Source organism: Flavobacterium anhuiense, assembly GCF_004151235.1.
GTDB classification, from domain to species: domain Bacteria; phylum Bacteroidota; class Bacteroidia; order Flavobacteriales; family Flavobacteriaceae; genus Flavobacterium; species Flavobacterium anhuiense_A.
The window spans coordinates 351,768-365,346 of sequence record NZ_JUIV01000001.1; the positions used below are offsets into that span (position 1 = coordinate 351,768).

Genomic DNA, 13,579 nt, shown 5'->3' on the forward strand with positions numbered 1-13,579 from the left:
AAAAAAGAAATCTGTGATAATCCTTTTAATCTGTAGCAAAAAGTAAGCGTGGTCAAAAAAACTAATAATCAGATTGAGGCTGGAATTTCAGAAGAAGAAATCAGAAATAATGGGAAAGAAAGTGTTGCATTAAAAAAATGCATGCTAAATATCTGATTTATAAGTAATATCTCTCAGTTTTGCTTGATTTTTGATCAAATCGAGCATAAATTCATCCGGACTAGGTGTAATTATAAAACTGGTATGCTTTGTTGGTACGGTAAGAGATTACTTTTGCCAAAAAAATAGTAAACCAAAATGAAAAAAATCTATTTTGCTGCCTTTGCAGTAATTTGTACCAATTTTTACGCACAGACAAAAAAGGATTCCATTAACCAAATGGATGAAGTTATTATTAATGAAGGCCGTTTTAACACGCCAATTTCTAAGCAAAACAGAAATGTATATGTTATTTCGAGCGAAACCATAAAAAAACTGCCAGGAAGAACATTACAGGAAGTACTACAATATGCCAACGGAGTCGATATCAGACAAAGAGGACCTTTTGGAACTCAAGCGGATATTAGTGTTGATGGAGGAAGTTTTGAGCAGACTGTTGTTCTGTTAAACGGAGCAAAAGTAATCGACTCGCAAACGGCTCATAATATGCTGAATCTTCCTCTTCCGGTTGAAGCAATCGAAAGAATCGAAGTAGTTCGCGGTCCGGCAGCAAGAATTTACGGAATCAACAGTTTAACAGGAGCGATTAACATTATTACAAAAAAGCCAACTGATTCTGGATTTTTAGTAAGCACTTATGCAGGTTCTAACTTCGAAAAAGACACTCAGGATACAGGTGATACTTTTTACGGAACAGGAGTTCAAGCGGGAGCTGTTTTAGGAAAAGAAAAACAACAGCATTTGCTTTTTGCTTCGCATGATAAAAGCAACGGTTACCGTTACAATACAGCTTTCGAAAACAATAAAATTTTCTATCAGGGAAATGTGCAGATCAATGATAAAAATGAAATCTTAGGTTCTGCAGGTTATATCAAAAACGGATTTGGAGCAAACGGATTTTACGCTGCACCAGGAGATAAAAATTCTACAGAAATTGTTCAGACTACATTCGCCAATCTTCAGTCTAATCATCAAATTACGGACAGTTGGAAAATCATGCCGAGAATAACATATCGTTACAATTATGATGATTATCGTTATTTAGGAAATTCAAATTTGGCTGTTGGAAGAAGTCAGCATTATACTAATTCTATCGCAGGAGAATTGAACTCTACGGTTAAATTGTCTAAAGGGGAAATTGGTTTTGGAGCTGAATTTAGAAATGAAAACATTCATTCTTCAAACATTGGAGATCACGATCGCGAGAATGTTGGACTTTATGCAGAATACAGAAGAAGCTTTACTGAAAAATTAGACGTAAATATCGGAACGTATTTGAACTACAATTCAGATTATAAATGGCAGATTTATCCAGGAATCGATGCAAGTTATGCTATTACCGATGCCTTTAAAATTATTGGAAATGTGGGAACAAGCCAAAGAATTCCATCATTTACAGATTTGTATTTGAAACAAACAGGAAATATTGGAAATCCAGATTTAGATTCAGAAAATGCTTTTCAGAGCGAAATTGGATTTAAATACAACAAAAGAGCTTTAAGCTTGAATGCCAATTATTTCTACAGAAAAATTGACAATTACATTGATTGGATGCGCAATCTTACTACCCAACCTTGGCAGAGTCAGAATACGGGAGATTTAAATACAAACGGAATGAATTTACGTGGAAATTACAGATTTGATTTCTCTAAAGATTCAAGATTAAGCATTCTTTTGGCTTACACCTATTTAGATTCTGAGTTCAAAAGTGCACGTACAGAAACGTATTCAAAATATGCAATTTCGTCATTAAAACACCAAATTACCAATACAATAGATTATCAGTTTAAAAACTTATCTGTAATGTTTGCAACTCGTTTTAACGAAAGAATTACAGGACCATCTTATTGGGTAAATGATTTTAGAGTAAGTCAGGCGATTAACAAGTTTACTATTTTCTTAGATGGACAGAATATTTTTAATGCCACTTATTATGAAGTAGGAGCAGTGCCATTGCCTTCACGCTGGTTTACTTTAGGAGTTAAATTGGTAACTTTTTAAGGATAATTTTTTTTCAGAACTTTAGATTGTTAGAAACAGCCTGTAAGCCTTGTGTTTGCGGGCTGTTTTGTTTCTAAATGAATTTAAAAGCAGATTTTTTCAAAAATGTTAATTTTTTTGTAATTGGGAAATCATATAAGCTTTTTTAAAAATGATATAATAATTTTATGGTTTAATTTGTTGAATTTTACTGAATTACGAATGAAATGATAATCAAGCTTTCAATTTTAAGAAAGTGTAAAACAGAAAAAAAATGGATACAAAAAACGAACAAAACGATTTATTCCAAGAAGGAATTGATCGTACTCAGGAATCAAATTGGGATCCAATTTTAGGATATCATATGTATTTTCCGCATGAGGAAAGCATAGATGGAGATTTACAGGAAAGAAACGATGCTGTTCAAAAACCGAATACCGGAGATTGGGGAGATGATAGCGATTATGAAGAATTAAGGCATAAAAAGAGTTCTGACATGAATATTAGCACTTTTGGAAATGAAGGCACAAAAACAGATTGATTTTAAAGAATAAAGGCTAACTTGAATATAAGTTAGCCTTTACTTTTTTGGAACAGTTTAGATGAAATGAATGTTTAATTTGGCAGCATATAAAAAAAACATCTGCAGAATTTTGTACAGATGTTTTCAAGCTAAAAAGAAAATGAAAAAGTGGAGGTATTATTTTATATGAAGATTGCTTAAATTGCTTTCAGCGGGACCATTCAATACCGTGCCGTCGGTGGCAAATCTTGAACCATGACATGGACAGTCAAAAGATTTTTCGTCTGAATTCCATTGTACAATGCAGCCTAAATGCGGACAAACAGCAGAAAAAGCATGGAGTGTTTTGTCGTAATCTCGGTAAACTGCTACTTTTCTTAATCCGAAAGAAAGAATACCGCCATCTCCAGGTTCTAAATCGGCAGTATTGTCAAGATCAGATCCTGAAATCCAGTCAAGATATTGTGAGGCCATATTTCCAGCCTCTTTTATATAATCGCTAATTGCTTTAAATGTAATTCGCGACGGACTATACAAATCCTGCCATTTATTGTCGATTCCCTGAATCATATCAGAAATAAGCATAGCGCCAATGGTAGCGTGCGTCATTCCGTTTCCAGAATCTCCAGTAATTATAAATACATTTTGATCGCCAGGATTTCGACCAAGAAAACCCAGAGAATCAAAAGGTTCCATAACTTGTCCGGACCATTTATAACTGATTTCATCTAATAGAGGGAAATATCTTTTAGCCCAAATTTCCAATCGTTCATAACGTGAAAATGCAGAAATTCCTTCCTCATCAGCTTGTCCTGTTTTATGATCTTCACCGCCAACAATTAGCAGATCATATTCATCATCAAAATTTTGCAGTCGTACATAATGATAAGGCTGTGCTACCCATTTGGATTCTGGATCACCTGTATCCCACCATAAGGCATGCGGTAAACTGTCCTTTGGAATTTTTCCTCCAATAACATATGTTCTGTAAGCATGCTGTTTGGTATGCATAGTCAAAACATCATTAATTGGCGTATTGGTCGCCACAACAATATATTCAGCAGAAAAATTAAAACCATTTACGGTTGCGCCTTTTTCGGTTATATTTTCGGCATGAGCTTCGGTATAAATGATTCCTCCAAGTTCGATTATGGCTTTTGAAAGTCCTTTTAAATACTGCAAAACATGAAATTGCGCCTGATTTTTAAATGCGAGACATCTCTGATCTTCTGCTTCTGCCAAGGAAGGAGTATGATTTAAAAGAACTGTTTCTAATCCTGCATTTTGAGTAGCTTCAGACTCTTTATCGAGATTTTTTTCCTTATCATTCGGATGCAGAAACAAATAACCGTTAACTCTTTCAAAATCACAGTCAATGTTTAAATCAGTTACTATTTTTTCAATTTCATCAATAGCTGCAGAATGGCTTTCGGCGGCAAGTTTTGCATTTTCTTTCCCAAAAGTACTCTCAAGATAATAATATCGGTCATCTAATGCGCAAGTTAAATGCGCTGTAGTTCGTCCTGTTTCTCCGCTTCCTATGAAACCGTCTTCTGCCAAAACCACTTTTTTTCCTGCTTTCAAAAGTTTATATGCAGTTGTAAGTCCGGCAATACCTCCTCCTATAATTAGAACTTCTGTTTTGATATTCTGAGTAGGTTTTTCAAAAGCAATTATATCGGTAGAATCAATCCAGAATGAAACATTATCGCCAGAAGTGATGCTGCCTTCATTTATATTTTGATTTGAATTTTCCATTTTTATTGGTTCTTTTATGTAATACATTCATATCAAAGCTACTAAGTAAAAATCAGAGGTCAATTACAGTTTTATTTCTAAAATTTTATAGGATTTCCAGTGTGATTTTATATAAGAATTATAGTGAATGTTGTAAGTGTAAATGTTTGAATATTAGTTTATTGCTTAAAATTTAAAATGTATGATCATGAAAAAACTAAAAATTTTGATTCTTATCTGTTTAATAGGAATGTTAAGTTCGTGTAAAAACAATAACGATGGTTATAGTGATGAAATAGAAACCAGTACAACACCTCTTGATACTGGAACCTCAATAAAAGATACCGCAAAGAGTATGGAAGCAAAACAGAGTACTGCCGGAACAGGAACTGGACCCAGTGCGAGTGCAGAAGATGGAGCAACTTACACGAGTGAATCGGGCGTTCAGAAAGATAGCGTGAGAATAAAAAATGACAGTGTTAAAAAGAAAAAGAAATAGCTGCATTATGTAACAAGTGCTAAAAATTGTGTAAAGAATACATTTCTAGAAAGAAGTATTTTTATAAAAATTAAAATTTGATAATATTCATTAAAAAAATATAATTATGAAAACGCAAATAATAACTAAAACGGCTTTCTTGATTCTTCTGGCAGGATTAGCATTTTCTTGTAAAAAGAATGAAAGCACTACAATTGATTCGCATGAAAATGATAGCATTCAAAATACTATGGATACTGTAGGGCCAGAAGTTGATACTATCGGCATAGATACAACAGCTACAGTTAAAACCGATTCTATCAAGCAATGATTGTTGTCATACATGGAAAAAAAAGCTGAACCTTACGGATTCGGCTTTTTTTGATGTTATGCCAAGGAAATAAAGACGATTTTTTACTTAAAAATCATTTTAAAGAATGTTTAAAGTAAATGCGTTTTTATTTATATTTGAGAAAGAATTTAACAAATTTGACTTTATTTTGTAAGTTAAGCAGCATTAGAAATTATTTTCACTCAGCAAGATAATGGAGTTAATAAATAATTTAGACCTTTTTAAAACTGTTTTTAATGCTGCGCCAAATGGTATTGCAGTTTTAAAATCTTTGTATGATATCAAAAATAGGATCGAAGATTTTTCTGTAGTGTTGCTTAACAATTACCTTATAAACTGGACTAATAATGAAGACTACAAAGGAAAAAGGTTCAGTGAAGTTTTTTCCAAAATAGAAGGAAAAACGATTCTCGAAAATTTTATTGAAACTTTGGAGACAGGCATTCCTGCTAATTTTGAACATTGGTATCGTAATGAAACCGTAAAACATTGTTTTAGATTTACGGCCGTGAACCAAGCCGAATTGTTGGTGATTACGATGGAAGATATCACCGAAAAGAAACAAGCAGAAACAGCTTTGAACGAGGCATTGGTCGATGCAGAAAAACAAAAAAGACTTTACGATTCCATAATAAACAGCACACCCGATCTTGTGTATGTATTTGATCTCGATTATAAATTTACTTATGCAAACAAAGCCTTGCTCAACATGTGGGGCAAATCGGCAGAAGAAGCTATTGGACGCGGATTAAGAGAAAATGGTTATGAAGATTGGCATGCCGAAATGCACGAACATGAAATCGATACTGTAGTTGCAGAAAAAAAATCTATTAGAGGAACTGTTTCTTTTCCGCATGCGGAACTGGGAAGAAGAATTTACGACTATATTTTTGTTCCTGTTTTTAATGAAAACAGAGAAGTGGAACTTGTTGTTGGAACGACAAGAGATATTACAGAAAGCAAACAGGCAGAAGAAAAACTGCAGCAAAGCGAAAGCCGTTTTCGTAAAATGATTCATCAGACGCCAGCTCCAACTTTAGTGCTAAAAGGCGATGATCTCATTATTGAGCAGATAAATAAGCATATGCTGCAAATGATTGGACGTGGTGAGGAAATTATTGGTATGAGATTGATTGATGTGCTGCCAGAACTTGAAGGCCAATATGTGTGGGAACAGGTTTTAAAGGTTTATAATGAAGGAATCCCTTTTGACCAAAGCGAGGTGCTTGTGCCACACAATAGAACTGGAGAAGTAAAAAACTATTATTATAACTTAACGTACCGCCCGTTAATTGAAGAAGATCAGATAACGGGAATGATACAGGTGGCAGTCGATGTTACGGAACAAGTTGAGGCTCGTCAGAAAATGGAAAAAAGCGAAAATCGTTTTAGAGCTTTGGTCAATGCTTCATCTGATTTGGTTTACCGAATGGATTCTGATTGGATGGTTATGCATAGCCTTGAAGGTGGAGGAAGACTTTCTGGGACTGGAGGACATAGCATTAATTGGCTGGATAAATTTGTGCATCCTAGCGATTTGAATCAGGCAGTTCATCTTATTTCTAAATCTATAGTAGAAAAAAGCATTTTTGAAATGGAGCATAGGATTATAAAAGAAGATGATTCTGTAAGATGGGTATTTTCAAGAGTGGTTCCTATATTAGATGAAAACGAAAAGATTGTAGAGTGGTTTGGCGCCGCGAGTGATATTACTTCACAAAAAGAACTTCAAAATGTTATAGCAGAAAGTGAAGAGAAATTTAGGCAGCTTGCAGATCTTGTGCCTCAAATTATTTGGACTGCTCAGCCAGATGGGTTTATAGATTATTATAATAGCCGTTGGTATGAATATACGGGGTTTAGCGAACACGAATTTGGAGATTCCAGTTGGGTTCCAGCGCTCCATCAGGACGATGTTTACGATGTTTTGCGAACTTGGTACCAAAGTGTTCATGCGGGATCTTCCTATCAGATAGAATTTCGTTTAAAAAATGGAAGTACAGGAGAATACCGCTGGTTTTTAAGTAAAGCACTTCCCATTAGAGATAAAGAAGGAATAATCACCAATTGGTTTGGTACCTGCACCGATATTCATGAGCAAAAATCGATTACAGAAAAGTTAGAAATTCTGGTGGCAGATCGAACCAAAGAATTGCAACGTTCCAATGATGATTTACAGCAATTTGCTCATGTCGCTTCTCACGATTTAAAAGAGCCTGTTAGAAAAATAAAGACATTTGTAAGTCGATTAGAAGATCATCTTGAAAATCAGTTAGACGAATCGGCGACTAGATATATAGAAAGAATTCATGTAGCGGCAGATCGGATGTTTACTATGATTGACGGCGTACTTGCGTATTCAAAAATCAATGCCGACTCGCAAAAAGCAACAATTGTTAATCTCAATGAAGTGATTAGAAATATAGAAGCCGATCTTGAAATTTCGCTTCAAACAACAGGCGGAAGTATTTACTATCAAGAACTTCCTGTTATTGAAGGAGCTTCTGTGCTGCTTTATCAATTATTTTATAACCTGATAAACAATTCTATTAAATTTGCTAAAGAAAACATTCCGCCACAGATTACCATTAATGCAAAAGAGCAATTTGAAGACGGTAAAAGAATAGCTGTAATTAGGGTAGAAGACAACGGAATTGGATTTGACCTCGATCAGACAGGACGCATTTTTGAAACTTTTACCCGATTAAATTCTAAAGATCGTTATGAAGGAACAGGTTTAGGATTGTCTCTTTGCAAAAAAATAGCAGAACGTCACGGAGGAAATATTACCGCCACTGGAATTGCTGATAAAGGAGCTGTTTTTATTATAACACTTCCATTTGAACAGAAAGAAAAAGACATTTGATTATGAGTAAGAAGATAATTTTATTAGCCGATGATGATAGGGATGATGCAGAAATGTTTTGCGAAGCGTTGGCTGATATAAATGAAAGTATTATTTGTCATTGTGCAGAAAATGGAGATCAAGCATTGAAAATGCTAAAAAGTCAAGACAAAACTCCTGAAATTGTCTTCTTAGATTTAAATATGCCTATTATGAATGGCTGGGAATGTTTAAAACAATTAAAATCAGAGGAACGTTACAAAAATATTCCCGTGATTATGATTTCTACTTCTTCACATAAAAATGATATGGAAGCAGCCGGAAACCTTGGGGCATTCTGTTATTTTGTGAAACCAAATAATTTTAACGATTTAAAGCAAGTGCTCGGATTAATTGCTTCTAACCTCGAAAACGGATTTAAAAAACCGCTTTCAGATCTGGAAAAGAATAAATATCTGCATATATTCCATTAGAATTTTAAAATGCATTCTGGCTTTTGAATTAAAAAACGTATGAATTTATTTTATAAATATATTTTGAAAAAGAATAAAAATATGTTTTGTAATTATTTGATTATAAGTGTTTTACTGGTTTCTGAAAGTGGGTTTAAAAAATAAATTTAAAAAAAACAATTTCAAACTTGACTAATTCGGTAGAATTAATATATATTTGTATCGAAGAAAATTTATAACATGATACTTATCCAGAAAGACTGAGGGAATAGGCCCAATGAAGTCTTAGCAACCTGTTGCCGAATAAGGTGCTAAATCCTTCCGCTAAATGCGGGCAGATAAGAAAGATTTCTCCGTAAATCTGTTTAAGATCATCCAATTAAATCTTAATTAAAATGAAAGCAGAATCTATTTTATACGCAGGTTATGAACTCTTGAATTCCATTTTTGAAGAAAACGCTTTTGCTTTTTTCTGAATGCGAAAACAATAGTTTACACCAGATTCTCCTTGTAAAATAAAATACTGCCAATGACTTCTGACATTGGCCTGAAATTCTTTTGTCTAATCTTAAAACTAAAAATAAAATGAAAAAAATACTATTAGGTTTTGCTTTATATCTTGGGGCTCTTCAAACTCAGGCTCAGGAAAATAATTTACAATTGAAAGGAACGGTTGCAGATACCGTAGCACAATACGTTTACTTGCAGAAGTTTCACAATAAGATGTTTACCACGATTGATTCGGCAAAAGTAAAAGACGGAAATTTTAGTTTTAAAACGAAAGTAAAAACACCAGATTTATACGGATTAAGCGTAAATACAGAAAGCTCGCCATTGTATATTTTTCTAGAAAAAAATCCGATTACAGTAAAACTAAGTCCGAAGAAATATTACACAACATCTGTGGTAGAAGGTTCTGCTTCTCAGGATTTGTTTGAAGCCTACAAAAAGAGCAAAGATGTAGAAATCAGTAAATTCATAATAGAAAATCCAAAATCTATTGTTTCTGCTTATGTATTGTACAGAAACTGGTCTTATAGATTAACACCTGAACAGATTACACAAAATATTGCTTTGCTAGATAAAAGTCTTCAAAGTACCACTTACGTGAAAGAATTAAAAGAACTGGCTATTGTTTTAGACGGATTAGCGGTAGGTAAAAAAGCCCCTGATTTTACCGCCAATGATCCAGACGGAAAGCCAGTTCGACTTTATGACAATTTGAAAGGCTATACTTTGGTAGATTTTTGGGCTTCATGGTGCGGGCCTTGCCGAAAAGAGAATCCGAATATTGTTGCGGCTTACAAAGAGTTTCACGACAAGGGATTCAATATTGTCGCAATTTCTTTAGATAAAAAGAAAGAAAACTGGATTAAAGGAATTAAAGATGATAATTTAACCTGGACACATGTTTCTGATTTGCTTTTCTGGAACAGCGCTGTTGCAAAATTATACGGTGTAAGAGCCATTCCTGGAAATTATTTAGTGGATTCAAAAGGAGTAATCGTTGCGAAAAACTTGTATGGAGAAGAATTGCAATCTACATTGAAAAGACTTTTAGAAAATAAAATTTAAAAAAGAAAAGCACAATCTTGTTTTTCAGATGAATGATAAGATTGATAAGAAATACAAATAATACAATATTAGTTAATTTTAAAATGACAAGGATATGAATGCTATTGAGTCAACAACAAAACCAACAGAACCTGAGTGTTACTTTTCTAAATTTAGAGAAAATACAGTAGGAATTGATCATACTTTCGAATCGGTTTACGGAGAACAAAATCTAGTTTATGCAGACTGGGTTGCCAGCGGAAGGTTATACGCCCCAATCGAAGAGATAATGCTCAATAAAATTGGTCCAATGATTGCCAATACGCATTCACTTTCAAGTCAGACAGGAAAAACTTCTACTTATGCTTATCAGCATGCGAGAGATATTATTAAAAAATCGGTTAATGCCAACGAATCGGATGTTTTGGTAACTACCGGAAGCGGTATGACAGCAGCTTTGTCAAAATTGCAGCGTATCATGGCGCTTCGAACAAAAGCTGAAGAAGATAGACCAGTGGTTTTCATCACACACATGGAGCATCATTCCAATCAGGTTTCTTGGTATGAAACCAATGCAGAAGTGGTTATTCTGCCACCTGATGAAAATAATTTGGTTGACCCAAAAGCTCTTTCGTCAGCAATAAAAAAATATGCTGAAAGAAGCTTAAAAATAGGTTCATTTACAGCTTGTTCAAATGTTACGGGAATTATTACGCCTTATCACGAATTGGCCAAAATCATGCATCAAAACGGCGGACTTTGTTTTGTTGATTTTGCAGCTTCGGCGCCGTATGTTAAAATTGATATGCATCCAGAAGACCCAGAAGAACAATTGGATGCGATTTTCTTTTCTCCGCATAAATTTTTAGGAGGTCCGGGAACTTGCGGTATTCTGGTTTTTAATGAAAAATTATACCAATCTGATTTTCCTGATAATCCAGGTGGAGGAAATGTAAAATGGACCAATCCGTTAGGGAAATATTGTTACAGCGATGTGATAGAAGTTAGAGAAGATGGCGGAACTCCAGGATTTCTGCAGGTTATTAGAACGGCATTGGCTTTAGAATTGAAAGAACAAATGGGAGTGGAGAACATTAAAAACAGAGAAAAAGAACTGCTTGATCTTTGTTTTTCAAGACTTCAAAAAATACAAGGATTATCTATTTTAGGGGATTTAAAATCAGAGCGAATTGGTTGTGTGTCTTTCATTATTGAAGATATTCATTATAATTTGATTGTTAGGTTGCTAAATGACCGTTTCGGAATTCAAGTTCGTGGTGGATGGTCATGCGCGAGCACTTATGCGCATTATCTCTTCAATATTAATGAAAAGAAATCGGCAGAAATTACAAATGAATTATTGCAGCGAAATCAGACCAATAAACCGGGTTGGGTTCGTTTGTCATTGCATCCAATTATGAGTAATGAAGAGCTTTTGTATATCTGTGATGCCATTGAAAAAGTGGCTCTGAATTATAAAAAGTGGAAAAAAGATTACGTATATAATTCGGTTTCGAATGAATTTGAAAATCCCGAAATTAAAGATACCATCGCAAGAGAAGTAAATGAATGGTTTAAGTTAGATTAGTTAGTAGTAAACCTAACAGGTTTTGAGAATCTGTTAGGTTTTTAGTATAAAGTCCAGATTCTGTTTTAGAAAGATTTTGAAATGATAGTCCTAAAAAGATAGCCAAACTGATTAATGCACTAAACTCATACTTTGTAATACATCATTATTATTTCTGGCAAAATTAGTTTTGTTCTAATGATAAATACACTTTCGCCATGCATTCAATGGTCTATTTTAATGGATGCTGTAAAATTGAAATAAATTATACGCCGATAACTATATTTTGATTTCTTTCAAAAATTGCAATGATCTATCTGATTGTTGCAATTTTTTTTGCTTTAAAATAAGCCTTAAAGCCTTGAAAATTGTTCCATTTTATAAATTGGAACAATTTTGAGTGTTTATACTCTAAAGTGTTGAATAATAATTGTTTAAATTTATATCAAAATAATTATTGCAAAGAACAATTTCAGAGTTTACGCCGTGACTTTTTTATAGAAAGATTTCAAGTTTTACCGAAAGGTTTGTTGAAGAATATTGATTACAAATTCCCAAAAATGAAAAATCAAATCAATATAATCGGATGTGTTATTGGCAATTTAGAGTTTTAAATTTAAAACATTTGACTCTTGTCTTATTGTGCTGCTGTAACTTCATTTTTGCGCAGCAGGATACCAGCAGTCTTGCATCTGCAAAAAAAATAAGACTCGACGAAGCAATTTTATTAGGCATTAAAAATAACCGGCAATTAAAACTGGCAAATGCTGATTTGGCTATTGCTAACGAAAATGTCGGTCAGGCAAAAATTGCAAAAGCACCAAGAATAAGCTTAAATGGCGGATACAATTATATTGGAGATCCTAAACTCTATGAAGGATTCTATGCTAGAAATGTTACTGTAGATTATTACGATCATCAGGCTTTTGCCAATATTATTTCTTCACTTCCAATTTACGCAGGAAATGCCATTAATACCAGAATTAATCAGCAGGAATTAATTAGCGAGATGCAGGAATCGGCGGTAAAAATGACTGAAGCCGACGTCAAAAATGCCATTACAGAACAATATTTCACACTCGAGAAGTTATACCGCCAGATTGAGGTTACGAAACAGAATATTATTAATACCGATATTCGAATAAATCAGCTGAAATCTCGTGTAAAGAATGGTCAGAATCTGACAAGTGATCTTTTGAGAACCGAGTTGCAACAGTCTAATTTTAAGGTTTCGGTTTTTAGAAGCACCAATACCATTCAGCTCATCAGCAATTATTTGGATATATTAATCGGTTTTCCAACCAATACGATTCTGAAACCTGAAGTGACAGAAAGTATGATTCCGACAGAAAATATGAACCTGCAGGAAAGTTTAGATGAAGCTTTTCAAAACAGAGAAGAAATAAAGCGGGCAGGAATAAGAATCAAATTATCTGAATCTTCGCTGAGTTTGACCAAAAGCGGATTTAAGCCCAATTTAAACGCAAATCTTATTCTGAATACAGAATATCCGGCGCAATGGCCCAATTATGTAAACATTCTCAATTATTGGGCGGCGGGACTTTCTTTAAACTGGGATATTTCGAGTTTTTATAATTTGAAACATCGTATAAGTGGTGACAAACTGGAAATTGATAAAAGCAATATAGCTCTGGAAGTCACCAAAGATCAGATTACTACAGAAGTAAAAAATGCATTTGTCAGATATGCTGAAAGCAAAGAAAACATCAAAACCTACAAAAAAGATGTCGAGCTTTCGATGAGCAATTATAAAATTGTAAAAAGCCGATATGATAACGATTTTGCATTAATCAGCGAAATTGTAGATGCAGAATTACAGCTAAATAACTCCAGAATTTCACTTGTAAACGCCAATTTAGATTTAATCATTCAATATTACTCACTTCAATATGCAATGGGCAAACTTTAAAA

General features: G+C 33.9%; 10 protein-coding genes and 1 riboswitch. Of the genes, 9 read left to right on the forward strand and 1 reads right to left on the reverse strand.

The window, feature by feature from the left end; all coding sequences use genetic code 11:
• The first annotated feature begins 297 nt into the window (after nucleotides 1-297).
• Nucleotides 298-2,160, forward strand: coding sequence for a TonB-dependent receptor plug domain-containing protein (locus tag NU08_RS01500; RefSeq protein WP_129745464.1), 1,863 nt, complete (start codon nucleotides 298-300; stop codon nucleotides 2,158-2,160).
• Between the two features lie 253 nt (nucleotides 2,161-2,413).
• Complete coding sequence (locus NU08_RS01505) at nucleotides 2,414-2,680, forward strand: hypothetical protein (protein ID WP_129745466.1); 267 nt, start codon at nucleotides 2,414-2,416, stop codon at nucleotides 2,678-2,680.
• Nucleotides 2,681-2,839: 159 nt separating this feature from the next.
• On the opposite strand, the gene NU08_RS01510 is transcribed toward NU08_RS01505, so the two are convergent.
• Nucleotides 2,840-4,420 (reverse strand): FAD-dependent oxidoreductase, encoded by a 1,581-nt coding sequence (locus tag NU08_RS01510; RefSeq protein WP_129745468.1) that lies wholly within the window; start codon nucleotides 4,418-4,420, stop codon nucleotides 2,840-2,842.
• A 187-nt stretch (nucleotides 4,421-4,607) separates the two neighbouring features.
• Between NU08_RS01510 and NU08_RS01515 the strand changes: the two genes are divergently transcribed.
• The 7 genes from NU08_RS01515 to NU08_RS01545 all read left to right on the forward strand — a co-directional run bounded on the left by NU08_RS01515 (nucleotide 4,608) and on the right by NU08_RS01545 (nucleotide 13,577).
• Nucleotides 4,608-4,898 (forward strand): hypothetical protein, encoded by a 291-nt coding sequence (locus NU08_RS01515; RefSeq protein ID WP_129745470.1) that lies wholly within the window; start codon nucleotides 4,608-4,610, stop codon nucleotides 4,896-4,898.
• 106 nt (nucleotides 4,899-5,004) lie between these two features.
• On the forward strand, nucleotides 5,005-5,208 hold the full coding sequence (locus tag NU08_RS01520) for a hypothetical protein (RefSeq protein WP_129745472.1): 204 nt from the start codon (nucleotides 5,005-5,007) through the stop codon (nucleotides 5,206-5,208).
• Nucleotides 5,209-5,422: 214 nt separating this feature from the next.
• The gene (locus NU08_RS01525; protein WP_129745474.1) at nucleotides 5,423-8,095 is read left to right on the forward strand and encodes a PAS domain S-box protein; all 2,673 of its coding nucleotides are present in this window, start codon (nucleotides 5,423-5,425) and stop codon (nucleotides 8,093-8,095) included.
• Between the two features lie 2 nt (nucleotides 8,096-8,097).
• Nucleotides 8,098-8,547, forward strand: coding sequence for a response regulator (locus NU08_RS01530; protein WP_129745476.1), 450 nt, complete (start codon nucleotides 8,098-8,100; stop codon nucleotides 8,545-8,547).
• 223 nt (nucleotides 8,548-8,770) lie between these two features.
• Nucleotides 8,771-8,871: riboswitch (SAM riboswitch) on the forward strand.
• Between the two features lie 240 nt (nucleotides 8,872-9,111).
• The gene (locus tag NU08_RS01535; protein WP_129745478.1) at nucleotides 9,112-10,101 is read left to right on the forward strand and encodes a TlpA disulfide reductase family protein; all 990 of its coding nucleotides are present in this window, start codon (nucleotides 9,112-9,114) and stop codon (nucleotides 10,099-10,101) included.
• 94 nt (nucleotides 10,102-10,195) lie between these two features.
• Nucleotides 10,196-11,668, forward strand: a complete 1,473-nt coding sequence (locus NU08_RS01540) for an aminotransferase class V-fold PLP-dependent enzyme (RefSeq protein ID WP_129745479.1) — start codon at nucleotides 10,196-10,198, stop codon at nucleotides 11,666-11,668.
• Between the two features lie 604 nt (nucleotides 11,669-12,272).
• Nucleotides 12,273-13,577: a TolC family protein gene (locus tag NU08_RS01545; RefSeq protein ID WP_165352389.1), complete on the forward strand. Its 1,305-nt coding sequence runs from the start codon at nucleotides 12,273-12,275 to the stop codon at nucleotides 13,575-13,577.
• Nucleotides 13,578-13,579: the final 2 nt, after the last annotated feature.